This window comes from Gemmatimonadaceae bacterium, from assembly GCA_035606695.1.
In the GTDB taxonomy this organism is placed as follows: Bacteria; Gemmatimonadota; Gemmatimonadetes; order Gemmatimonadales; family Gemmatimonadaceae; genus JAQBQB01.
On the sequence record DATNEW010000014.1, the window covers coordinates 1 to 23,969 of the forward strand.

Annotated in this window: 22 protein-coding genes; 14 read left to right on the top strand and 8 right to left on the bottom strand. The window is 66.4% G+C overall.

What is annotated here, in order from left to right; all coding sequences use genetic code 11:
* From VN706_04625 to VN706_04635, 3 genes are all read left to right on the top strand, one after another.
* The coding region (locus VN706_04625) for a SusC/RagA family TonB-linked outer membrane protein (GenBank protein HXT14889.1) at positions 1-3,087 on the top strand (3,087 nt) is incomplete at its 5' end.
* A gap of 23 nt (positions 3,088-3,110) precedes the next feature.
* Complete coding sequence (locus VN706_04630) at positions 3,111-4,499, top strand: hypothetical protein (protein HXT14890.1); 1,389 nt, start codon at positions 3,111-3,113, stop codon at positions 4,497-4,499.
* A 171-nt stretch (positions 4,500-4,670) separates the two neighbouring features.
* Positions 4,671-5,081, top strand: a complete 411-nt coding sequence (locus tag VN706_04635; protein ID HXT14891.1) for a hypothetical protein — start codon at positions 4,671-4,673, stop codon at positions 5,079-5,081.
* Here VN706_04635 and VN706_04640 read toward each other — a convergent pair.
* Positions 5,078-6,952 carry a HAMP domain-containing sensor histidine kinase gene (locus tag VN706_04640; protein HXT14892.1) on the bottom strand — a complete coding sequence of 625 codons (1,875 nt, stop codon included), beginning with the start codon at positions 6,950-6,952 and terminating at the stop codon, positions 5,078-5,080. The two genes, VN706_04635 and VN706_04640, sit on opposite strands and share 4 nt — an antisense overlap.
* 159 nt (positions 6,953-7,111) lie before the next feature.
* A complete protein-coding gene (locus VN706_04645) occupies positions 7,112-7,792 on the bottom strand; it encodes a DUF4142 domain-containing protein (GenBank protein ID HXT14893.1) in 681 nt (226 codons plus the stop codon).
* A 203-nt stretch (positions 7,793-7,995) separates the two neighbouring features.
* Here VN706_04645 and VN706_04650 point away from each other — a divergent pair, with 203 nt between their 5' ends.
* Positions 7,996-8,772: a hypothetical protein gene (locus tag VN706_04650; GenBank protein ID HXT14894.1), complete on the top strand. Its 777-nt coding sequence runs from the start codon at positions 7,996-7,998 to the stop codon at positions 8,770-8,772.
* Positions 8,773-8,807: 35 nt separating this feature from the next.
* Here the strand turns inward: VN706_04650 and VN706_04655 are convergent, their stop codons facing one another.
* On the bottom strand, positions 8,808-9,800 hold the full coding sequence (locus VN706_04655) for a M23 family metallopeptidase (GenBank protein HXT14895.1): 993 nt from the start codon (positions 9,798-9,800) through the stop codon (positions 8,808-8,810).
* A gap of 80 nt (positions 9,801-9,880) precedes the next feature.
* Here VN706_04655 and VN706_04660 point away from each other — a divergent pair, with 80 nt between their 5' ends.
* On the top strand, positions 9,881-12,028 hold the full coding sequence (locus VN706_04660) for a hypothetical protein (GenBank protein HXT14896.1): 2,148 nt from the start codon (positions 9,881-9,883) through the stop codon (positions 12,026-12,028).
* Here the strand turns inward: VN706_04660 and VN706_04665 are convergent.
* The 4 genes from VN706_04665 to VN706_04680 form a co-directional block, all read right to left on the bottom strand.
* Positions 11,956-12,561, bottom strand: coding sequence for a YetF domain-containing protein (locus VN706_04665; GenBank protein ID HXT14897.1), 606 nt, complete (start codon positions 12,559-12,561; stop codon positions 11,956-11,958). The genes VN706_04660 and VN706_04665 overlap by 73 nt on opposite strands.
* Positions 12,562-12,837: 276 nt before the next feature.
* On the bottom strand, positions 12,838-14,115 hold the full coding sequence (locus VN706_04670) for a hypothetical protein (protein ID HXT14898.1): 1,278 nt from the start codon (positions 14,113-14,115) through the stop codon (positions 12,838-12,840).
* Positions 14,112-14,744, bottom strand: a complete 633-nt coding sequence (locus VN706_04675) for a hypothetical protein (GenBank protein HXT14899.1) — start codon at positions 14,742-14,744, stop codon at positions 14,112-14,114. The genes VN706_04670 and VN706_04675 overlap by 4 nt, the downstream gene beginning before the upstream one ends.
* Positions 14,737-15,636: a serine hydrolase gene (locus tag VN706_04680; GenBank protein ID HXT14900.1), complete on the bottom strand. Its 900-nt coding sequence runs from the start codon at positions 15,634-15,636 to the stop codon at positions 14,737-14,739. The genes VN706_04675 and VN706_04680 overlap by 8 nt, the downstream gene beginning before the upstream one ends.
* A gap of 83 nt (positions 15,637-15,719) precedes the next feature.
* Here VN706_04680 and VN706_04685 point away from each other — a divergent pair, with 83 nt between their 5' ends.
* From VN706_04685 to VN706_04710, 6 genes are read left to right on the top strand one after another with little or no spacing between them, the layout of a single operon-like run.
* Entirely contained in the window at positions 15,720-16,202 is a 483-nt protein-coding gene (locus VN706_04685; GenBank protein ID HXT14901.1) for a hypothetical protein, read from the top strand.
* A gap of 50 nt (positions 16,203-16,252) precedes the next feature.
* Positions 16,253-16,648 carry a fluoride efflux transporter CrcB gene (crcB, locus tag VN706_04690; GenBank protein ID HXT14902.1) on the top strand — a complete coding sequence of 132 codons (396 nt, stop codon included), beginning with the start codon at positions 16,253-16,255 and terminating at the stop codon, positions 16,646-16,648.
* A gap of 18 nt (positions 16,649-16,666) precedes the next feature.
* Positions 16,667-17,056: a DUF190 domain-containing protein gene (locus tag VN706_04695; protein ID HXT14903.1), complete on the top strand. Its 390-nt coding sequence runs from the start codon at positions 16,667-16,669 to the stop codon at positions 17,054-17,056.
* 34 nt (positions 17,057-17,090) lie between these two features.
* Positions 17,091-17,648 carry an RNA polymerase sigma factor gene (locus tag VN706_04700; GenBank protein ID HXT14904.1) on the top strand — a complete coding sequence of 186 codons (558 nt, stop codon included), beginning with the start codon at positions 17,091-17,093 and terminating at the stop codon, positions 17,646-17,648.
* Positions 17,645-18,301: a hypothetical protein gene (locus tag VN706_04705; protein ID HXT14905.1), complete on the top strand. Its 657-nt coding sequence runs from the start codon at positions 17,645-17,647 to the stop codon at positions 18,299-18,301. Before VN706_04700 ends, VN706_04705 begins: the two co-directional genes overlap by 4 nt.
* Entirely contained in the window at positions 18,291-19,166 is an 876-nt protein-coding gene (locus VN706_04710; GenBank protein ID HXT14906.1) for a DUF4097 family beta strand repeat-containing protein, read from the top strand. Before VN706_04705 ends, VN706_04710 begins: the two co-directional genes overlap by 11 nt.
* A 4-nt stretch (positions 19,167-19,170) precedes the next feature.
* Here VN706_04710 and VN706_04715 read toward each other — a convergent pair whose 3' ends face one another.
* Positions 19,171-19,581, bottom strand: coding sequence for a TfoX/Sxy family protein (locus VN706_04715; protein HXT14907.1), 411 nt, complete (start codon positions 19,579-19,581; stop codon positions 19,171-19,173).
* Positions 19,582-19,710: 129 nt separating this feature from the next.
* Here VN706_04715 and VN706_04720 point away from each other — a divergent pair, with 129 nt between their 5' ends.
* The 3 genes from VN706_04720 to VN706_04730 all read left to right on the top strand — a co-directional run bounded on the left by VN706_04720 (position 19,711) and on the right by VN706_04730 (position 23,953).
* On the top strand, positions 19,711-20,043 hold the full coding sequence (locus tag VN706_04720) for a PadR family transcriptional regulator (protein ID HXT14908.1): 333 nt from the start codon (positions 19,711-19,713) through the stop codon (positions 20,041-20,043).
* Between the two features lie 19 nt (positions 20,044-20,062).
* Positions 20,063-22,783: an ABC transporter permease gene (locus VN706_04725; protein ID HXT14909.1), complete on the top strand. Its 2,721-nt coding sequence runs from the start codon at positions 20,063-20,065 to the stop codon at positions 22,781-22,783.
* A gap of 132 nt (positions 22,784-22,915) precedes the next feature.
* Positions 22,916-23,953 carry a PAS domain S-box protein gene (locus VN706_04730; GenBank protein HXT14910.1) on the top strand — a complete coding sequence of 346 codons (1,038 nt, stop codon included), beginning with the start codon at positions 22,916-22,918 and terminating at the stop codon, positions 23,951-23,953.
* Positions 23,954-23,969 lie beyond the last annotated feature (16 nt).

The following is a 23,969-nucleotide window of genomic DNA, read 5'->3' on the forward strand; positions in this document are numbered from 1 at the left end:
CAGCAGCCGGCGGCGGCAGCGAGCATCACGGGGCGAGTGACGGTACGCGGGAGCCCGGAGCCGCTTCCGGATACGCGCGTGATCGTGTTAGGGACGTCCATCTTCACGCTCACGAATGCGGACGGCCGATACACCCTCCGGGGTGTCCCTGCCGGCAACGTCGAAGTGCGCGTGCTTCGCGTCGGCTACGTGGAGCAGAAGCGCCCCGTTACCGTGACGGTAGGACAGGCAGCCACGCTCGACTTCGAGCTCGACCGCACCCTCGTGGTCCTGCAGGAGGTCGTCACAACGGCGACGGGTCAGCAGCGACGCAGCGAGCTCGGGAACTCGATCGCGACGATCGACGTGACGAAGAAGGTGCAGGAGTCGCCGATCAAGAACATGGGCGACCTTCTCGTGGCGAAGGCGCCGGGCGTGCAGGTGATGCCCTCGAACATGACCGGTGGTGGCAGCCGCGTCCGCGTCCGCGGGACGAGCTCACTGTCGCTCACGAACGACCCGATCTACGTGATCGACGGCGTGCGCCTAACGAGCCAGGCCGGGAACGCCGCCATCGCGATCGGCGTCGGCGGCACGGCACCGAGCCGCGTAAATGACATCTCGCCCGAAGACATCGAGAATATCGAGATCGTGAAGGGTCCGTCGGCCGCGACGCTGTACGGTACCGATGCGGCGAACGGCGTCATCGTCATCACCACCAAGAAGGGCCGCTCTGGTTCGGCGCGCTGGAACTGGTTCGTCGAAGGCGCTGCCGTGCAGGATCGCAACACGTATCCGTCGACGTACGCGCTCTGGGGCCACACGGCCGCCAAGCCCACGGTCAACACGCGCTGCCAGCTCGCCACGATGTTCACGTCGGCGAACACCGCCGGCACGTGCATCGCGGACAGCCTCACGTCGATCAACGTCGCGATGGACCCGAGCATTCGTCCGTTCCAGACGGGTCACAACACCAATTATGGTTTGCAGGTCAGCGGCGGCAGCGACGCCGTTCGCTACTTCGTGAGCGGCGAGCTGTTCGACGAAGTCGGCACGTACCACATGCCGAACTTCGCGCGGACGTTCCTCGAAGATACGCTGCACACGGCGGCCAAGGACGAGTGGATCAATCCCGAAGCGATGCAGCGCCAGAACATCCGGGCGAACCTGAACGCGTCGGTGACCCCGAAGCTCGACCTCTCGATCAACGCCGGTTTCGGAAAGAGCGATCAGCGCGCGCCGAACGTCGATAACAACATCACCGGCATCGGCGGCTTGATCTATCTCGGCAGCGGCACGGCGTCGTGCAACTTCGACTACAACTGCACGAGCCCCGAGGGCCAGAACCTTCGCGGCTATGCGCGCTTCTCGCCGGCGCAGGTGTTCGAGCAGATCACCGAGGAAGGCATTCAGCGCCTGACCGGAAGCGCCGACGCGCAGTGGCGTCCGCTGACCTGGATGCAGAACCAGGCGACGGTCGGCATCGACTACTCCGGTACGCAGTACATCAACCTCTGCCAGTTCTCGAACTGCCCGGCGTTCAGCACCGACCAGCTCGGATTCATCGAGGACGATCACAATCAGCATCGCGACTTCACCGCGAAGATCGTCAGCAACTCGTCGTGGAACCCGAAGTCGTACCTGAACCTCAAGACGTCGGTCGGCGCGGACTACGTGAACATCGAGTCCGACAATACCCAGGGCAGCGGCCAGACCCTTCCGCCGGGCGCGACGCGCACGCAGGACTCCGCCATCCAGGGTTCCTCGGACCAGCAGGCCACCGCAACCAAGACGTTGGGCGTGTACGTGCAGGAGCAGGGCGGCATTCGCGATCGGCTCTTCCTGACCCTGGCGGTGCGCTCGGACCAGAACAGCGCGTTCGGCACGAACTTCCAGCGCGTCTTCTACCCGAAGGCCAGCCTGTCGTGGATCATGTCCGACGAGAGCTTCTTCCCGAAGTACGATTGGCTGAACATGTTCCGCCTCCGCGGCGCGTACGGCCAGTCGGGCGTGCAGCCGGGCTCCACGGACGCGTTGCGGACCTTCCGCGCCGTGACGGTGAACCTGGCCGACGCGCCGACGACCGGCTTGCAGGAGAGCGCTCTCGGAAACCCGAACCTCAAGCCTGAGCGGTCGGGCGAGCTCGAGACGGGCTTCGAGACCCGCCTCTTCGGCAACCGCGTCAATCTCGACGTGACGTACTACAACAAGAAGACGAAGGATGCGCTCGTCAGCCTTCCGATCGCCACGTCGGCGGCGCCCTCGGCGACGACCGTTCGCTCGAACATCGCCTCCGTCCAGAACAGCGGATGGGAAACGGCGATCAACACGCAGATCGTCGATCGCTCGCAGTTTGGCTGGGACCTGACGATCTCGGGCTCGCACAACTCGAACAAGATCGGAACACTCGGTTTTGATGCGAACGGAAAGCCGAACAAGACGATCGGCACGGGTGCTGCCCGCGACTCCGTCGGCTTCCCGGTGAACGGCCTGTTCCTGCGTCCGTTCACGTTCGCCGACAAGAATGGCGACGGCATCATTCAGTCGAGCGAAGTGACCGTCGATACCGGCGTCGTCTTCGCCGGGTATTCGGCGCCGCGCGATCTGCTCTCGTTGCAGAACGGGTTCGACCTCCTGCGCCGCCGCCTTCGCATCAACGTGCTGCTCGACTACAAGGGCGGCTACGTGAACGAGAACGCCACGGCACAGTTTGTCTGCCAGCAGCTGCCACGGTCCTGTCAGGAAGATCAGGACAAGACGGTGTCGCTCTACCGTCAGGCCCGCGCCGTGGCGAACAGCACCGGCACGATCGTGAACGGCACGCGCATCACGACGAGCCGCGGCTACTGGGAGAACGGCCAGTTCTGGCGCCTGCGTGAAGTGTCGGCGGTGGTGCAGATGCCGAACACGCTGGCGGCACGGCTCCGCGCGAGGGACGCGAACATCACGCTCGGCGCGCGCAACCTGCACGTGTGGACGAAGTACGACGGCGTGGACCCGGAATCGAACTACACGTCCGGCGCCACCGGCACCGCTGACATCCCGGACGACTTCATCACGCAGCCGCCGAAGACGTACTTCACGGTGCGCCTCAACCTCCACTACTAAGACTCCCTCGAGGACGATCATAGATGCTGAATACTTTGAAGCGCGCTCGATGGACGCTGTTGAGCGCCACGTTGACCGTCGCACCCCTGCTTTCGGGGTGCGACGTGAAACAGGAGCTGCTCGCTCCTCAGAATCCGGGTATCATCGACCCGTCGCAGGTGAGCACGCCCGCGGCGGCGACCGCGCTGCGGGTGTCGGCGCTGGGCCAGCTGAAGAGTCGCGCGGCCGGAACGGAAAGCATGTGGATGTACGGCGGGCTGCTCGCCGACGAATGGAAGTCGAGCGACACGTTCTCGCAGCGCAACGAGATCGACCAGCGCAGCATCCAGACGAACAACGCCAACCTCCAGACGGCGTACAACGGCTTGCAGCAAGCGCGCGGCTTCACGCGAACGGCCATCGACAAGTCGTTCCAGTTGACGCCTGATTCCTCGGCGGCGATCGGTGAGATGTACTTCACCCTCGGATTCCTCGAGATGGAGCTCGCCGAGAACTTCTGCAACGGCATTCCGCTCACCTACACGGTGAACGGTGTGCCGCAGTATGGCCCGTCGCTGACGGACGATTCGATCTTCAAGCAGGCATCCGTGCACTTCGACAGCGCGCTGACGCTGGCAGGGAAGGAGCAAAACGACGCGGCTCTCGCGGCGAAGGTCAAGCAGGCCGCGTCGATCGGCAAGGCCCGGGCGCTGATGAATCTCGGCCAGCAGGCAGCGGCCGCCCCGTTCGTCACCTCGGCAGTCGTGCCGACGTCGTTCGAGTACGACCAGACGTTCGACCCGACGACGCAGGATCAGCAGTTGTGGGCGTTGAACATCAGCGCCGGCCGCTACACGGTCAGCGACAGCGTCGACAACGTCACCGGCCGCATTCAGAACGCCACGCCGTTCGTGTCGGCGCACGATCCACGGGTGCCGACCGCCGCGTCGCCAAAGTCCGTCAAGCCGTTCGATGGTGTGACACCGCTGTTTGACCAGCAGGTCTATCCGGGACGCAGCGATCCGGTGCCGCTCGTGAGCGGCATCGACGCGCGTCTTCTCGAGGCCGAGACGCACATGGCTTCGGGCGATTTCGCCGGCATGATGACCATCCTGAACGCGCTGCGTACGTCGAAGCAACAGATTGGTCCGCTGTCCGTGCCGGCGTTGCCGGCGCTCACGACCACGCCGACGACGAAGAGCGATGCGGTCGCGATCCTCTTCCGCGAGGCGGCGTTCTGGCAGTTTGGCCGCGGCGAGCGTGTGCCCAATCTGCGTCGCGAGATCCGACTCTACGGCAAGACGCAGGATCAAGTCTTCCCGACGGGGCAGTTCCACAAGCCGGGTAACTTCGGCACCGACGTCAACTTCCCGGTGCCGGACGGCGAGAAGGCGAACCCGAACTTCAAGGGCTGCATCGACCGCAAGGCGTAAGATCGCCGAACCGGCCATGTAAGACCTGCTACAACCTGTACTGAGTGAACGAAAGCGGTGGAAGGGGCCAACCCTTCCACCGCTTTTCGTTGTTTTCCCGGGACATGAGTGGGGCTTGCGTCCGCGCTTTCCGCGTTCGAGTCTTTACACGACCCTCACCCGATGAACCCCATGCGACGCTTTCTCATTGGATCGCTGATCGTTGCCGCAGTCGCCTGTTGCGGCGGCGGAGCCGGCTCCGCGTCGAGCGCCACGCCGGAGCCGCGACAACAAGCGCGCAACCCGAACCTGATCACCGCCGCGGAGTTCGCGATGAGCGCCGGCGATCTCTACTCCGCGATCGAGCGCGCGCGCCCGGCATTCTTTCAAACGCGCGGCAATGCCAGCTTCGGCAACGGCGCCGGCCCCGAGCAGATCGAGGTGTACGTCGAAGGCGTGCATCGCGGCGGCGTGGAGTCGCTGCGCGAGATCAACGTCGCCGACGTCGCGGAGGTGCGGCGTCTGTCCGCCGCCGAGGCGACGCAGCGGTTCGGGACCGGGCACACGATGGGCGCGGTCATGGTCACGCTGAAAAAGAGCTAGCTGCTGAGACTCGCCTTCGCCGTCTCGCCGGTGTGGACCTGCATCGCACCGGCGGCGCGCGCGCGGGGCAACGTCAGCGTGAAGCACGCGCCGCCGCCCGGCCGGTCGCTGACGCGCAGATCGCCGCCCATGCCGCGCGCCAGGTCGCGGCTGATGGCGAGGCCAAGCCCGATGCCTTCCGTCGTATTCGTCAGCGACCGGTCGAGCTGCACGAACGGCTCGAACACCGCATCGTGCTTTTCGGCGGGAATGCCCGGGCCGGTATCACAAACGCGAATGCTGATTCTCGAATTCTCGAGCGGCGAGGCATCGAGCGAGATCGTTCCACCGGTGGGCGTGAAGCGAATGGCGTTCGAGAGGAGGTTGAGCAGAATCTGCCGCAGCTTCTCGGCGTCGGCTCTCACCGCGAGCGCGGCGTCGGACGAGACGTAGTGCATCTCGAGCGACTTCGACGTGGCTTGCGGCGCCACCAATTCGCCGATGTTCGTCAGGAAGGGCGCCACGGCCAGTGACTCGATGTCGTACGACACGCGTCCGGATTCGATCCGGCTCAAGTCGAGCATCGAACTGATCAAGCCCAGCAGGTGCCCTTGCGCCGCGCGAATGCGCGAGAGATCGCGGCGCTGCGCGTCCGTGATCGGACCGCGCAGCTCCATCTCGATGAGCTCCACGTATCCGCCGATTGCATTGAGCGGCGTGCGCAGCTCGTGGCTCATCGTGGCGAGAAACTCCGACTTCGCGCGATTGGCCTCCTGCGCCTCGCTCGTTCGCTGCTCCAGCTCCGAGCGACTCGCCGAGATCTCCTGGGTCATGTGGTTGAACGCGCTTGCCAGGCGCGCCACCTCGTCATAGTCGCGGGGCTCGGTGCGCGGAGCGTAATCGCCGCGCGCGATCGCTTCGGTGCTCGCCGTGAGCTCGTGCAGCGGCCGCGCCACGCGCCGCGCGACGAGCCACACGAGCAGACTGCCCGTCAACAGCAGAATGATGCTGAGAAGAATGAGCCGGCGAACGACCGCGCGCGGACCGCTCAACACCGCGGCTTCGGGCAGCTCCATGCCGACGATGAGCGGCGTGGCTGCGACGCGCTCCTCTTCGTGCACCGACGGGCCGTCCGGCCGCTCGCCGATCAAGCCGCGAGCCGTCGAATCGAGCCGTGCCGCGGCCAACGGCGCCCCGTCGATGCGCGTCCAGGCCGTGCCGTCGGCGTTGCGGTAGTACGTCGTGACGTCGTTGCCGGCGAGGGCACGCACCGTTTCGTCGATTTGCCGATTCGCCGCGATCCGCCCCTGCCGTGCGATATAGCCGATCGCCCGCGATTGTTCGAGAATTGGTATGAGCGTCCACACATAGCTTCGCGTCCCGACGAGATACAGGCGGCCGATCTGCGCCGAGTCCACCGCGCGGACCGAGTCGACGCCGTCGAAGTGGAGGCTCGGTTTGGTGACGCCGCGGTCGTCGCGCGAGGGCGCGGGCGCCGTCAACCGATCCTGCCCGACGAACGCGATGCGCTTGCCGGTGGCCGTCCACAGCTCGATCGGCAGGCCCGAGTCGGACGGCACACGGAGACGGGTGATCGCCGCCAATGCCGCGGAATCGCTCGCGCCGCGCCGCAGGGCGCGATGCACGGCGGAGTCGTGCGCGACGCCGGCGTACCGCAAGCGCTGCAGCGCGATCGACGTGTCGGCGAGGATAGCCAGCTGGTGCGTCGCGCGCCGTAGGGACGCGCGCGCGTTGTCCCGCGCGGCATGCGCCAGCGTTTCGTAGGTCGCGACCAGCGCGGCCACGAGAATCACCGCCAGAATGGCGGTAATGGTCAGGGGAAGTCGTCGCTCGAGCGAGGCCCGCGTCGGCTGCTCGGGGGGAACGTTCATGGACATATCGTAGATCGACGAGGGAGCGAGCACCAGAGCAAAAAAGGCAAACGGCCGGCAACCCTGTGGGGTCGCCGGCCGTGCTCTTTTCGTGCCTCCGCGCCTGATTGTACGGTCGCCGAGTTACGGCACCAACCGCACTAACGGCACTAAAGGCACTTATGGCATCTTCGCCTGGATGTCCTGCGCCTTCGTCAGATGCGTCTGCACCTTCCCGACCGCCCCCTCGAGCGCCTTCTTCGCGTCGGGATCGGTGGTGTTCTTGGCGGCGTCCTGCAGCTTGTCCAGAACGTCCTTGTGGTCGGACACCATCTTGTCCATGTAATTCTTGTCCCAGTCCGCGCCCGCGGCCTTGTCGGTGAGCTCCTTGAGCTCGTCGCGCGAGTGACCCATCAGGTCGTGCACGTCGCCCATGGTGGTATCGGGCATCGCCTTGATCTTGGTGCCGAGCTTCTTCGTCTCGGCGAGCATGGCCGAGTGATCCGTGACCATCTGCCGCGCGAACGCTTTCACAGCCGCGCTGGTCGCCTTCTTCTCGCCAAGCCGGCCGAGTTGGACTTCGCCTTCGTTCGCGGCGGTGGCGTAGGCGACGATCGCGTTGTTCGACCACTTGTTGGCGGTGTTCGCCGTGTTGGCCGCGGCGGTCGAGTCGGTGGCGGGTGTCGCGGCGGCCGCCGACGGATTACCCGGCGTGCCGGCGGTGTCGAGCCGTCCGGCGGCGCTGTTGGCCGCGGTCGAGTCGTTGTACGCCGTCTGGTTGTGACCCTTGCACGCGGCCAACGTGCCGCCTGTGAGCGCGAGCAACAAACCGAGAGCGGCGGTGCGCTTGATATCTGACATGAGCTCCCTCCCTGGGGTACCGGTTACGGCCGCCGTGAGGGCGCACGTGCCGGGCCGTGGTATTCGGCGGATCACGATTTTCCGGGGAAGACCCAATGCCTCGCTGAACCCTTGGCGAGCTCGGCCGTAAATCAACGTGGGTAAAGCTCAGGCGTAGCACGCCTCGTGCAGCGCGACGAGACCAACTCCTTGGAGAAACTCACGTGCACCTGATTCGCTTTCCCCGCGCCTGCGTGGTGGTTGGTTTTTCGACTGGTCTCATGGCCGTTGCCGCCACGTCGCCGCTGGCGGCGCAGGTTTCATCGTCGGACATCAACAACGCCGCCGCGTACGGTGCGCTGCTGCTCACGCCACCGGGAGCAGTGGCGCCCATCGCGACGAGCACCATTCTCGATCAACGACAGCAGGGCGTGGTGTTCGCGATTCGCTATGGCTACGTCCCGACGAATGGCGCGGTGGGTTTCAACAACCTTGGCGCCACCGCGGTGCTGCCCGTGACACCCGAGGCGACGGTATCGCTCACCGGCGGCACCACGATTCCCACGTGCAGCAGCAACACGGTCGGATGCTCGCCGGGGCTGATGCTTGGGGTAGGCGGCGACATGCGGCTGGCGGCGCTCGGGACCGCACCCGCGACGCGCATCACCGTGTCGGTGAACGGCGAGCTAGGATACGGCAAGCCGCGCAACGTCGATCACGAGTTCAGCGGCATGGTGGGCTTGCCGATCGCGCTGCTGTTCAACGGCGATCCGACGCAGGGGTTGCGGATCGTGCCGTGGATTACGCCGGCCTTCGGCTTCGGGAACGAGCAAATCAGCAGCGGCGCGCCGAGTGCGAGCGGCCAGCGTGCGATGATCGGCGGCGGCATCGCGCTGACCAACGGTCTGAGCAACATCGGCGCGAGCCTTGGAGTGCAACGCATCATCATCACCAACGGGAAGACGATGGTCGGATTGTCGATTACTCTCGGGGGGCGGTGAAGAGCGTTCTCTAACGGAGCGTTCGCAGCACCTTGTTAGCGTCTCGCCTTGCCGCCCGTCGCCACCCCGCCTCCGCCTTTCTCCACAAACGGCGGCCCCAGAGACAACAGATCCGCCGGATCGATTGTCAAAGCTCCAAAGCGCGCGCTCCAGTGCAGATGCGGTCCCGTCACGCGACCCGTCGCGCCGACGAGACCAATCTCCTGGCCGCGCTCCACCGTATCTCCCACGGCGACCTCAGGCTGGCTCATGTGAAAGTACGCGGTCATCAATCCGTCGCCGTGATCGATGTACACCACGTTGCCCGCGAGAAAGAATTCGGCCACGAGCGCGACCACCCCGCGATTGGCGGCGTAGATCGGCTCGCCCACTTTGCCACGATAGTCGATGCCGAGATGGCTGCTGGAGAGACGTCCATTGAAGACGCGGCCGCTGCCGAAGCGACTCGTCACTTTCGACGGCCGTGGTCTCAGAAAGGGCTGCGTCCACATCGCCGGCGTGTCCTGCGCCTTGTGGCCGATCTCGCGCGCCAGCTCGTTCTCGCGCTCGACGCGCGCGTCGTTCTCGGCGTCGCGTTTCGTGAATCTCGCATCGACGCGCAGGCGTCGCGCGCCCGCGGCGCGTTTCGCCACGCTCGCCGGCGCCGGCGCCGGCTGATGCGGATACTTCACGAACAGCCGCGCGGAATCGGTGCTTCCCGACGCACGCTCGACCTGCACATGTGCCACGAGCGAATCCGAAATGCCGATCGGGACGGCGCCGAGTGCTTCGAGTTTGCCGCCCGGCGCGGCGCGGAAATGGAGCGGCTCGCCCGCCATGGTGCCCGTTGCGCCCACGATCGAGTCGCCCAGGTTCCGCGGAGCTCGCTCGATCGTCAATCGAACAAGGGTACCGCCGGCGGCTTGGCCGGGCTCCATCGTCAGGCGTGGGGGCGAGGGCCTTTGCTGCGCGGCGCCGCTCGACGGCGTGATGAGCAGGGCGAACATGGCATATGTTGCCAGTCCCCAGCTCAGCTCGTGAATTTGCATCGCACCAAAATACACCGGAGGCGCCTCCGGGAGCCCGTACGTGGCGCAACTCCTTCGGTGACGCAGTGTATGATTGACTGATGGACGTCGTGCGTCGGTACTCGCTGCTGGCGACCGCGAGCCTGTTAGGCGTTGCGGTGATGATCGGTGCGGTGAACGACCGCCCATCGATGAGCGCGAGCGCGGCCACGCGTCTCGCCCGCGGCACGCGGTACTTCGATTCCACCGTCGTGCTCGCGCGCAACGCCGCGCCGCGTGGCGCGCGCGGCGACGCCCTCACCGTGGGTCTCGGCTACATCGAGCGGCTGCGCATTGGCGCGGGCGACCCATTTCGCCTGGCCGACGAAGCGCTGCACGATCCGCGGATCGATCCGTGGCTCGGCGAGCGGGTCACGTGGGCGCTCCTCGGTAGAACGCTGCGACGCGACGCCTATGTCGTCGATCCGTCCGTGCTCGACGGCATCGGTCCCTGGTCCGCGAGTGGCGTCGGCGCGATCGGCGAGGCGCATCTCGCACTGATCGATCGGGCCGTTCGCTCGGCAAGCGATCCGCGTGCCGGCGAGTTGTCGGTGCGGCTCGCGTATCTGATCGCGGCCGGGAAGGGCACAGTGAGCTCGGCGAGCGTGCCAATTGCGACGCAGGTCGCGGCTCTGGTGCGCGATCGCGAGCTTGCGCTCCGCGATACCCGCGCGCTGCTCGCCGATGCAAGCGAACGCCACGAAGACGTGATGACGATGTTGGTCGATCGGCGCGCATCGCGCTCGTTCGACGTCGAACAACCCACGCTCGCGCCGATGACGTCGTCGTTGCGCGTCGAAGCCATGAACGCGGTCCCCGCGCTCGTGAACGCGCTCGATACGCTCGAGCGCGTGACCGTGACACCGACCACCGGGGCGCGCGTGTCGGTATTGAGCGCGCGATTCGCCGCGCGGCTTGCCACGCTCGGTCGCGAGCAGCCGCCAAAGGCCCAGATCATCGTCACCGAGCGCAGTCAGGGCGTGCAGGCGACCGCCGCGACGAATGATGAAACGCTCGCGGCGACATACGCGCGCGCGCAGGCGGACGACGATTCGATTTCGCGCACCGAACGCCTGGCCCAGCTGGCATCGACGGTCGCGTTGCGCAGCTATTCGCAGAGCGCGCCGTGGTTCGTCGGCGACGCCGGTCCCGACGAGAGCGACCTCGTGTCCGAGTTCGGACTCTCGGGAGTCACGTTCGGCCGATCGGTTCCCTCCTCGTGGCGGCCCTATTTCCGTCGTGAGCTGCAGCTCGCGCTGCGCGACATGGCGTCGGTCTTTCCCTATGCGTCGTTCGCCGGATTACGCGTCGCGTTCGGCACCGCTGACCTGCCCGACTCCGCGCTCGCGATGCACGATCCGCGGACGCGGTCGCTGCAACTGGACGTGTTCACGTCGAGCGGCACGCTGGCGCACGAGCTCTCACACGATCTCGATTGGCAAACGTCGCGCGCGCTGTTCGCGGGAGGCGGGGGCTACAGCACCGACCGCGCGATGTCGTCGCAGCGCGGCGCGCTCGCCGCATCGATGCGTGGTTTGGCGAATGCGCGACTGATGCGGCCCGTCGGTGCGTCGTCAGGAAAAATGTCGGATCGCCCGGCCGAGTTGTTCGCGCGAGGCTCCGATTGGTTCGTGGCGTCGATGCTCGCGCGACAGGGACGCAGCGACGCGTTCCTCACCGCCGTGCAGGACGCCAACATTGCCGGCTATGCGGCGGGGCTGCCGTCGGCCGTCGGGTTGGCCGGGTCCGCATCGTTACTCTCGGCGATCGATCAGATGACGTCGGTGCCGGATTCGCTGCGCGCCGCGTTCGCGTCGCAGTGGGCGGATCCGATGCAAGTCGATCCGACGCTGCTCGTGCGCCGCGTGCTCGAGACGCCTGTCTCCTGGCGGACGATCTGGCAAACCCGCGTGACGCGCGACCGGTTGCCGCTTCCGCCGGTTGCGTCGTGCATCGACGGCGGCAGCGATGAAGCGCATGCGCGCGCGCGATTGTTCATGCTCGCGGTGGACGCACGCGCCGACGGTGCGCTCTTGCGTCGAACGCGCTATCGCCCGATGGGTGTCATCGCCGCGACGGACCTGCGCGATGCGGCGCGCGTCGCGATCATCAGCGAAGTGCGCGCGTCGCTCGCGAATCAGGGCGTGGTGCCGTCCGCGCCCGCCAGCTTCCGCTCGACCGCCTCGAGCTGCTCGGCCATCGCGCGCTGACGCGCATCGATCTGGCCCAGTAGCCCGAGCATTTCGTGATGCCGCTGCTCGTCGTCGGTGGGGTGGCGCTGGATGAAGCTCAGCGCGCCGCCGGTCTCGAGCCGGCACTCCGACACGTGAGCCAGCGAATCGATTCCCTGGCGCCGCGCGGCGGATTCGAGCTCGGACACTGTGATCAACTCCCGCTCCAGGTGGCGCCGAAGCAGGCGGCCGTTGCGAATGAGCACGTCGGGGCGCCCTTCCAGCTTGTCGAGCTTCCCGTAGTGGTACAGCGTGCGCACCAGCACGCTGTTGACGATGAGCAGCACCGCGGCGCCGAACAACCCGCCTGTTAGAGAATTATCATTGCCGATGATGGCGTTCTGCACGGTGTTCGACAGCAGCAGCAGCACGACGAGGTCGAAGGAGTTGAGCTGCGACATCTCTCGCTTGCCGGCCAGTCGCAGTCCCACGAGCAGGAAGACGTAGACGAGCAGGCTGCGGACGATCTTTTCGGTGATCGGAATGCCGGGAGTCAGCAGGTCGTGCCACATGGGGGATGGGTGGGAGCGGGAAGAGGAGACCGTCGGCGTCGTCAGTATGCTACGGGTGGCCGGAGGCAGGGCAAGGATGATTTACTGAACTTTGTTGCACCTCAGCGCGTGTCATCCCGAGCGGAGGCGCGTAGCGCCGCAGTCGAGGGACCCCCGTCCCGACGGAGGGGCCCTCCGCAGGGAAGGGGGTCCCTCGACTCGCCTTCGCTACGCTCAGGGTCGCTCGGGATGACAAAAGAACGCTGCGATACGCTCCCTCGCGCCGACGATGGGGCGCTACTGCCGCCGATCGAGTCTCTCTCGCAAGCTCCGCCGAATCCGCTGCGCCGCGCGCGGACCGACCTCCCACGTGTCGAGATGCCGGAGCAGATAGTCGAGCGAGAACACATGCCGCGTCTCGTCCCGGTCGCGGAGAAACACGACATGCGACCACCCTTTCATTCCCGTCGGCGTGAACCAGTCGCGGCCAATCTGCAGCTTGCGTCCCGAGATCGCGCGAATGAACACCTGCTCGTACCGGCTGCGCGCCAGCGCGCGCACGGGAAAGAGATTCGTCCACGTGCAGAGGCGTCCCACGCTCTCGTACGACGCGGGGCGATCGTCCAGCTCCAGCAGCGACGGTGTGCGACCCTGCATCACGTGCTCGATGAGCCGCAGCGAGCGCCGATCGGCCAGCTTCGCGATCGACGGACGGAAGTAGTTCGTGACGCGCGTTGCCATCTCGCGCAGCGTGAGAAGCTCGCCGCGGCGCGTCTTCCACAGCGGCTCGTTCACGTCGGCGCAGAAGGGGTTCTCGCCGAACGAGGAATAGCGAGCGACCCAGCCTTTGCGCGAGCTGTGCGGCTCCGGCTTGAAGTCGCGCACCACCGGAATGTCGTGCCGGTCGAGCGCCGACAGATCGAACGTCGGCCAGGTCATCACCTCGCGCGCGACTCCGATCACGAACGTCGCCGCGGCGATCATCAGCGCCGCATCCGGCGTGAAGTCGGCCGTGATCTCGATGCGATTGCGCCGCGGACGCACCCCAATGCCCGTCGAGCGACGATTCGCCGAGAGGAGCATCATCGGGAACGGCACGATGTGCGTGAGCAGCAGCGCCAGCTTTTCGACCGTGCGGTTGTCGCCGCGCTCGTGCTCCGGCAGCTCGAAGGACACGTTGTAGTGCGTGCTGAATCCCGCGAGATGCACGGTGTGGCCTTCGCGCTTCTCCCACGCGTCGAGCTCGCGGCGGAGATAGCGAATGTTCTCCCACAGCGAACGGCCGGCACGCGCGGCGCATCCCGGCTCGATCTCGATGACCGGCGTCGCGATCTCGATCACGCCGGTATCGAAATACACGGCGCCTCCGGTCGGCAAATGATACGACCGCCCCGTGCGATGCATCATCGGCACGCGAACGATGCGCGTCGGACTGCCGAACACCTTCTCGGGCTTCGACGGCTTGCCATCGATCACCACAGAGAATTCCGCTTCGAGCCCCACCGCCGCCAGCGCGACCGAGCGTTCGACGCGCTCCTCGCCTTTGTTCGGCTTCACGGCGTCCCGCGTGCTCACGACACTCTCCGCTCGGCGTCGAAGCCGAGGAATTGCTCGGGAGCGTCGTGCGGCATCGACACGACGTAGCCGAAATCAATATGGAGCTGATCATCGGTCTGACCGTGCGCCGCGCCGAAGGGCCGCGTCCATGCGCCGGGCAGCGCCTGTCGCGCGAGCGCCGCGTAGCGCTCGATCGACTCGCGGTCATCGAGAAACACGTCGCCAACCCGGTAGATGTTGACAGCCGTGCCCCAGCTGTGCGGGGTCGCGTTCGTGTTGAGCGAATGCCGCGGCGAGCGATAGCCGCCGTTCGCCGCGATGTGAACGAAGGTGCCGGCTGACTGCCGAAGCTGCTCGAGGCACAGTGCGGTGAGCGTGATCGCGCACGGCACGTAGCGCGGAAACGCGCGAAGCGGCGCCGCCTCGCGCACGTCCGTCTGAATGAACTCCCAGAGCGCGAAATTCGGCGAGAGTTGAACTTTCATCGCGGCTTCCCACGACGGAATCTCGTAGAAATAGCGCGGCAGCCGGCGCGGTTTCCCGCTGTCGTCGTGGATGAGCCGCCCCGGCAGCAGCGCGTCGCGCAACGGCTTTTCCAAACGCAGGCCATCGACGACAGCAAGCGGAAAGCGATGCGCCTCACCCATTCGTCTTGGCCTCCGCGAGCAGCTCGAAGACGGCCCGCGACACCTCCGCGATCGTCTGCTTGCGACCCGTTGCTTCGGGCGACCACTCGGTGAGCACCGCGATCACGTACGGCTTCCGATTCGGCGCGTACACCACGCCGGCGTCGTGCGCGATCGTCGAGATCTCCCCGGTCTTGTGCGCCACGCGCACGGCCGACGGCAGGCGCGCCGGGATTCCGTTGCGGAATTCCTGCGCGTGCAGAATCGTGAGCATCTCGCGCGACAGCTCGGGCGAGTACGCGCGCTCCTCGGCGACGAGTCGCAGCAGCTGCACGAGGCCGTCGGCGGTGACGCGATTGTTGATCGCGCGCTCGAAGGCGCGCTCGTCCTCGACGCCGCGGCGGATGTCGATGCCGTCGATCGACAGCTCGTCGAGCGCGCGCTGCACCGTGTCGAGCCCGACGAGATCGAGCAGCAGATTCGTCGCGAGGTTGCTGCTCGTCGCGATCATGTGCAGCGCCAGCTCCGAGACGCGCATCATCTTGCCGATCGAGTCGTGGACCTCGGAGTTCGCGTCGCGGTCGGCGGCCACGCGAAAAGGATGGCCGTCCACCGCGCTCATGAAGCGGTTGCGAACGTGCAGCCGCGAGTGGGGCAGCAGCCAGCCGTGATGAATGGAGGCGTAGACGCCGAGCAGGATCGCGACCTTGATCGTGCTGGCGGCATGGAACCAGCGGTCGGCGTGGCGCCGGAAACTGGCTTGAGTCTCGGTATCGTAGACGGCGACCGCGAGCGCGCGCGCACCGGATTGACGCTCGAGCGTGTCGAGCCTCAGGTGCAACGCGTCGAGCGCCTCGGGACCGGGTCCGGGGCGCGGCGTGAACGTCGTACTATGCGTCGTTGGGGCGGGCATGGGCGCCCACGAAGAAGGCAAGGGCAATGCCGAGCAGAACAATTGCGGTTGAGGCTGCCAGGGTACTTGAATAGAATCCGCAAATGCCGGCCCACCACTCCCAGGATCGCGAAATCGAGCGAAAGTATTTGCTCACTGGCCGCCCGACACGGCTCGACGATGCGAATTCCGTGGAGATCGATCAGGGATATTTGCCCGGCGCGCGCATCAACGAGCGCGTGCGGCGCATAAAGGACGCGCGCGGTGCCATGACGTACTTTCGCACGGTCAAGGCCGGCTCCGGACTCGAGCGCTTCGAGGCGGAAGAGGAAACAACCATCCAGTTCTTCGAGGCGGTGTGGCCGCTCACGCGGGGCGCACGCGTCCGCAAACGGCGCTACTACGTTCGGGACGGCGACCTGAGGTGGGAGATCGACGAATTCCTCGATCGCCCGGATCTGTGGCTGGCCGAGGTCGAGCTGGAGCATGTGGATCACGCGGTTGCCGTGCCCTCGTGGTTGGCGCCGTGTGTAGTGCGCGAGGTCACGTTGGAGAAAGCGTTCACCAACCACGCGCTGGCGAAGTGACGACGGGTTGACGTCTGGCCCAACCGTCTTGACGGCGTTTCCTTATCGGCATGCGAAACTTGTGGGCAGTCGCGATCGGCGCCGCGACGGGCGGCGTGGCGCGCTACTTCCTGGGCGGAATGATCCAGCAACGCGCCGGCGCTGATTTTCCGTTCGGCACCTTTGTCATCAACGTGACGGGGAGCCTGCTCCTGGGCTTCCTGCTTCGCTATTCGCTGCAGTCCGGTGCGGTGAGCGAGGAGCTGCGGCTCTTTCTCACGACGGGATTCTGCGGCGGCTACACCACATTTTCGACGTTCAGCTACGACACGTTGATGTTGGTGCAGGATCGCGAGTATGGCCGCGCCGGTTTGTATGTCGCGGGCAGCGTGCTGCTGAGTCTCATTGCGGTGGCCATTGGCTTCGCCGCCGCCAACTATGTCGTGACCATGCGCGCCGAGGGCTGACGCGGGGAGCGGTGAATCGTGCACGGTTTCAAGGGCGAGCGCGTCTTGATGCGCGTTCACATCGGCGAGTCGGACCGCTTCGAGGGCAAGCCGACGTATCGGCAGATCGTCGAGCTGCTGCGGTCGCGGCACTACGCCGGCGCCACCGTGTTTCGCGGCATCATGGGCTTTGGCGCCAGCTCGACGCTGCACACCGATCGTTTCGCCGATCTTTCGTCGGACATGCCGATCGTCATCGAGTGCGTCGAGACCGACGAGAAGATTCAGGCCATTCTCCCGGAGCTGGACAAGATGCTCGGCGGCGGGCTGATCACCCTCGAGAAGGCCAACGTGATCATGTATCGCGCCGGTACGCCGGAAAGCGAACGGACCGGCAGCTGGGAAATCGACAAGGGACCCGGCGTGTAAGCGTTTCGACCCCCGGCACCGTCCAACAGTTCGAATGCAGACCTTACTTCATGTTGGGCGGAATGAGTTGACGCACGACGAGCGCGAGGTGGTGAAGCGTGCGCAGCGCGGGGACGTTGCGGCGTTCGAGTCGCTGTACCACGCGCACGCGAGTATGGTGCTCGCGCTGTGCCGGCGCATGACCGGCGACAACCAGGCGGCGCGCGAGCTCGTGCAGGACGTGTTCGTGCGCGCCTGGGAACGACTCGCGTCGTTTCGCGGACAGAGCGCGTTCGGCACGTGGCTGCATCGGCTGGCGGTGAACGTGGTGCTCGAGCGGTTGCGAAGCGACAAGCGGCGACCGCTGGCGACGATCGACGAGGTGTCGCTCATCCCGACACGGCACGAGGCGGGCGCGTCGAGCGACGCGCGCATGGATATCGAAACGGCGCTGTCGCGGTTGCCGCACGGCTCGCGACAAATCTATCTGCTCTATGACGTGTACGGTTACAGCCATGATGAAATCGCGGCGATGCTCGGAATTTCCGCGGCGACGGCGCGCGTGCAGCTGTGGCGTGCTCGGCGTGCCATGCTGAAGGTGCTTGGATCATGACACACGACACTCGGCATCTGACGGAAGCAGAGCGGCAAATGGTTGCCGAAGGTTTGGCCGGCGACGCGTCGGCCGATGTCGCCGCGCATCTGGCGGCCTGCGCGGCGTGCGCCGACGACGTCGCGCGACTCAAGCGACTGGTGACGGAGGCTCGGGCGTTGAAGACGATGGACGAAGGCGAGGTGGCCTCATTGTGGCCGGAGATTCGGACGCGTATCGACACGGCGAAGGTAGCGTCGATCGCGGTTGGCGAGGCCGAACGCCCGCGCCGGGTGGGATGGCCCGTCGCTGCCGCCGCGATGCTTCTCGTAGGCGTTGGAGTCGCGGGTTTCGCGCTTCGCCGCCACACCGCGCAGCAGCCTGTGGTGTCCGCCTCGACGAATGACGTACAACTCACGGCCGCATCGGATTCCGTTCGCCTGTACCAGGACGAAGCGCAGGCGCTCCTGGCGCAGCTCGAGCTGCAGCGCGCGATGCTGCGCCCCGACGCCGTGCGCGCCATCGACCACGACCTCGCGGTCGTCGACTCGGCCATCGCCGAGCTGCAGGATGCGGTCGCGCGCGATCCGCGGAATTCTGCGCTGCGGCAATTGCTCGCGCAGTCGTATCGGCGGAAGGTGGACGTACTTCAGAGAGTTGGTAATGCGGGGTAGCGCGCGCATCGCGACCGCGCTCGCGCTGGCATTGCTCGTGCCGGCCGCCGGCCGTGCGCAACAAGGCGACGGTCCGGTGGTGCGCGCGCGCCGCGTCCGGGCGGACGCCCAGCTCAAGGTCTTTTACGACGCCGGTTCGGTGCGGTTCGTCGGCTGGGACAAAGACTCGCTCGTGATTCGCGGCCGCGTGCGCGCCGGACAGTTCTATCTCGGCGGCGATTCCAGTTCTCTAAAGTTCGGGGTCGAGGACCACAACGGAGGGACCGCGGTCACGTCGGCGGACCTGACGGTCTACCTGCCGCGCGGCGCCCGCGTCGCCGCGCGCACGGTGAGTGCATCCATCTCGGCACGTGACGTATCGGGATGGTTTTACACCGTGTCGGGCGACATCGCGCTCGCCGGCACCGCGACCTCGTTGGATGCGCTCTCGATGAGCGGCGCGATCGAGTTGAGCGCGGTGACGCCGTGGGTGCGTGCGCGGACGGGTGATGGACGTCTCGTCGTTGCCGGCGCACCGGAAGACGTCGATGCATCGACCATCACAGGCCCGCTCGTGATCGCGACCTCGTCGGTGAAGCGTGGACAGTTGGCGACGGTCCGCGGCGACATTCGCTACACGGCGTCGCCGGCACGCGGCGCGGTGCTCGACATGTCGACGCACTCGGGTGCGATCGAGCTGAACCTGCCGCGCACCGCGTCGGCGCGAATGACACTGTCGAGCATCGAGGGGCACATCGAGGCGGGCGGGGTGACGTCGATGCCCACCGCGGCCGGCAATCGGCCGATGACATTCGACGTCGGCGACGGTGCGTCGCGTGTGACGGCGCGAACGTACAAGGGTGTCATTCGCGTCGTGGCGAGATGACGGACTAGCGTTTCTTCGCCGCTTTCTTCTTCGGCGACTTCGCAGCTTTCGCCGGCAGCGTCCCGACGTAACGGGCCGCGCGACCAAACCAGTTCGCGAGCGCCCCGGGATCGTCGATCACCGCGCGCGGAAAATCCACGTACTCCTTCATCGCGCGACCGGGCGACGGCTCGAATGGCTTCGCGCCGGGAATTTTCATCGCCGCCGCGCGATCGGCCTCGGACAAACGCACCATGATGCGGTCCTGAAACACGCACGCCATCATGTTGCCGCCGAGGAAGAGCGACGGATAGCCGAACATCGTTCGGCGCTCGGCACGCTCGACGCTTCCCGTGGCGCGCTCGAATGCGTCGAGCGTGGCGGCGGCGGGCTTGCTGAAGACCGGCATCTTGCGTGGGGCTTTCTTGGGCGGCATGGGGCGGGCCGAAGAGGAAGAGAGGATGGCTTCAATATGCACACCGAAGTGCCCACCATTCAATTCTCCACTTGACGTTCTAGTGGACGGATCACAGATTGGTTCCACCACTAGACGGTCTAGCGAAAAATGCCTCCCGCCCATGCCTCGCTTCTGCAAGGCACTCTCGATCTCATCGTCCTCCAGATGCTCCGCGCCGAGCCGACCAACGGCTACGACCTGAGTTTGCGCATTCAGGCGGTTTCGAGTGACGTGCTGCAAGTGAATGCCGGCTCGCTCTATCCCGCGCTCTATCGTCTCGAGGAGCGTGGTTTGATCAAGGCCGAGTGGTGCGCAACGCCCAAGGGGCGCCGCGCCAAGGTGTACTCGCTCACGGCCGCCGGCCGCAGACACCTCGCCGATCAGCGCGAGCAGTGGGCGCGATTCTCCGGCGCGCTGGGCGCCATTCTCAAGACTACCTGACCGTCGCGCCGAGGTTTCAGTGAATCCGATTGGATGGGCAATGCGGCGCATTCGCGCGCTCGTCGCGCGCCGCGCGCTCGAGCGTGACATGCAGAGCGAGATGGCGGAGCATCTCGAGCGCGCCACCGAGCGCTTCGCCGCCCGCGGCATGTCGCAGGAAGACGCGCGGCGCGCCGCGGAACGCGAATTCGGCAACGTCGGCGTGCTTCAGGAACAGGCGCGCGATGTACGCGGCGGGCGCTGGGCTCACGATGTGCTCGCCGACGCGCGGTTCGCGCACCGCTACTTCGCGCGTCACAAGGCCACGACCGCGATCATCGTTACCGTCCTCGCGCTCGGCACCGGCGCCAACGCGCTGATTTTCTCGCTGATTCAATCGCAGTTCTTCCGGCCCGCGCCGGGCGTCTCGCCGAACGCGGATCAAGTCCGGGTGTGGTCGCAGGAGCGCGCAACGCCCACCGCGCAGTGGCAGCCGCGGCTCTTCACGTACGCGGAGATCACCGCGCTTGCCGAACGTCGAGACATCTTCCATGACGTCGCCGCGTGGACGGAAGACGAAGTCGTGCTGGGCGCCGACAGCACGATCGCATCCGCCGCTCGCAGCATGCAGATGCAGTTCGTGACACCGAACTATTTCCACGCGCTGGGCGTCACGATCGTCGCCGGACCGGGACTCGCGCAACGCACTGATGTGCGCGATACGCCGGACTTGACCGCCGTGATGTCGTATGCCATGGCGGATACGCTGTACGGCAGCGCTGCCGCCGCGGTGGGGCGGCGGATCATCGTGAACGAAATTCCGGTGTACGTCGCCGGCGTCGCGCCGCCGCGATTTCAGGGCGCGCTGCGCAACATGAACGAACCCGAGCTGTGGATTCCGGTGAGTGCTCGGGCGAGCATCGCGCATGCGCCGGTTCGATGGCTGACCGACGACGCGGTGCTCTCGGCTGTCGCGCAACTCGCACCGCAAGTGTCGCGCGACCGCGCCGCCGCGTTTACGCGCCAGGTGATCACGGCATCGCTTCCCGATTCCGCGACACGCGTTGGAATGGCGCGCACGGCCTCGGTCTTCGGCATGCAGGAGGTGGCGCCCGGGAAAGATCATAACGAGATGGTGATGGCGACCACGATGATCATCACGGTGGGCGTCCTCATCCTGCTCATCGCGTGCACGAACATCAGCTCGTTGATGGTCGCCGCCGCCGTCGGACGGCGGCACGAGATCGCCGTGCGCCTCTCGCTCGGCGCATCGCGTGCGCGGGTCTTGCGGCAGCTGATCACCGAATCGACGATTCTCGCGCTCGCCGGAGGCGCGATCGGGCTGACATTCGCCTGGATCGCGCTGCTCTACAATCAGAAAACTGAAATCAACGGCGTGGACGTCACACCCGACGCTGTCACGTTCGCGTTCGTGCTCGTGCTGGCGGTTGCCACCGGCGTGCTGTTCGGTCTGTCGCCCGCGCTGCACGCGACCCGCGGCGACGTCGCGAACGCGCTGCGCGACTCGGGCACCGCGGTGAGTGGACGCGGCCGGCTGCAGCGCGGCTTCGTCGTCGCGCAGATCGCGCTCTCGCAGCCGCTGCTCGTGTTCCTCGGCACGATGCTTTCGCTGGTGATCGCCGAGTATCAGCCGCTGGCGCCGGAGATGAGCCGGCGTGTCGTCGCGATCAATTTTCATCCGCTGGCGTCCGGCGCGCCGGGCCAGCGCGCGGAAGCGGTCGACTCGCTCGTGCCGCGCATTGCCGAACGGCCTGAGGTTGTGAATGCAGTTCCCGAAGTCACCGGCTTCGCCATTCGCGGCGTGTTCGCGCCCGATCGTCGCGTGCGTCATGCACAAACTGATACGGTGCCAACGGTCGTGACGCTCGAGGGCTCGGCGCCGGGATGGTTTTCGGCGGTCGACGTACCGATCGTCTTTGGCCGCGACGTCTCGTTCGCGGATACGCTCCCGATGTCGCTGGCCTATCCCGTCGTGATCGGAAGCGATCTCGCGCGGAAGTTGTGGACGGAGTCGAATCCGGTTGGACGCACGCTGGTCTCGCCGCCGCTGCCCGGGTGGAAGCAGGACTCCATCACGATGACCGTGGTCGGCGTGTATGACGCAACGAGCAGCGCGCCGGGCATGACGTGGAACGGCGGCGCCGCACGTGGCGACAAGCCGGTGCGCGTGTACACGGCGCGCGGCAAGCAGTGGCGGCACGATCGCGTGCTCGTGCGCACGCGCGGTCCCGCGGCGCCCTTCGAGCCTGAGCTGCAACGCTTCGTGCGTGCTCGCGCGCCGTCGCTGCCCGTGACGTCGATGATGACGCTGGCGCAATCGGATGAGCGCGACTACCGGGACATGCTGCAGCAGACGGGGCTGGCCGGCGCCGGCGGTGTGCTCGCGATGCTGCTGGCGTCGCTCGGTCTTTACGGAATCGTTTCACTCGCCGTGCGCCAGCGGACGCGCGAGATCGGCATTCGGATCGCGCTCGGTGCGCAGCCCATGCAGGTGGCGCGCATGTTTCTCGCCTCGGGCGTCCGCGTGAGTGTCGCGGCGCTGGCACTCGGGCTGCCACTCAGCGTCGTGGCGCTCGAGATCGGGCTCAATCAGGGAATTGTGATAGCGCCCGAGGTGAATCCATACCTGATCGGCATCGCGATCGCGTTGCTGCTGCTCGCGGTCGCCGCGGCGGCAACGTGGATTCCGGCGCGCCGGGCGGCGCGCGTCGAGCCGGCGACGACGCTTCGGGTGGAATAGGGCGGTGTAGGCACGCTCGATTGACAGGCGTTGGATCTGGCGATCGCCGGTACCCGGTCGCATACTCAACCCAACTCGTGCCCACTCGGGGTGCCGTCAACGACTCGAACTTCGGAACGCGGGAAGGGTCACGTGCACGCGCGGACGCACAGCCATGCGGCTGATCGTGCGTTGGCGAACGCGTTGCCACAAATCATCTGGACGTGCGATGCGCACGGCCAGTTGGAGTGGGTGAACGACCGCTGGTTCGAGCTGACGGGCCTTACTGAAGACGAGACGCTCAACGGCAAGGGCGCGCTCATCGTTGTCCATCCCGACGATCGCGACGAGCTGGCGCGACGCTGGGACCACGCGCTGGCAACGGCCGAGCCGACCGAGATCGAGTACCGCATTCGAACCGCGGACGGCGAATACCGCTGGCACGTCGGGCGCATCGCGCCGGTCCGAGACGGTAACGGCACGGTAACGCGCTGGCTCGCGGCGGCCTTCGACATGCACGACCGCCGCGCGGCTGAAGATGCGTTGCGCGCGTCCGAGCGAAAATTCGAGACGGTCTTTCATTTGAGTCCGCAACCGCTGGCGATCACGCGCCAGAGCGACGGCGTGTTCTTCGACGTCAACGACGCATTTCTTCGGCTCACGGGGTTTCAGCGCGACGACGTCGTCGGGAGATCCTCGATCGATCTAGGCATCTGGAGCGCCGCGGATCGAGCGGCGTTCATCGCGTCTCCGGGTGCGACGACCCAGCACAGCGTCGAGACGACGCTTCACACGAAGCAGGGAAGAGTCATCAAGGTGCTGCTGTCCAGCGCTCGCATCGAGATCGACGGCGAGCCGTGTTTCGTGAAGGCGTCCACCGACGTTACCGATCAGCGCGCGGGCGAGGATGCGCTGCGCAAGAGCGAACGGCGTGCGCTCGCCCGCGCCGACGAGATCGCGGCCTTGATGGACGCGGTACCCGCGGCCGTGTGGATCGCGCGCGATCCGGACTGCCGGGAGATTCACGGTAATCGCGCCGGCCATGAAACACTCCGCATGCCGATGGGAGAGAATCTGTCGAGGAGCGCGGCCGACGCCGTGCCCGCATGGCCTTTCTCCGTCTGGGCGAATGGTGCCGAGCTTTCTCCCGACGAACTGCCGTTGCAGCGCGCCGCTCGTGGGCGCGATTAGAGAGATTACGAAGAGG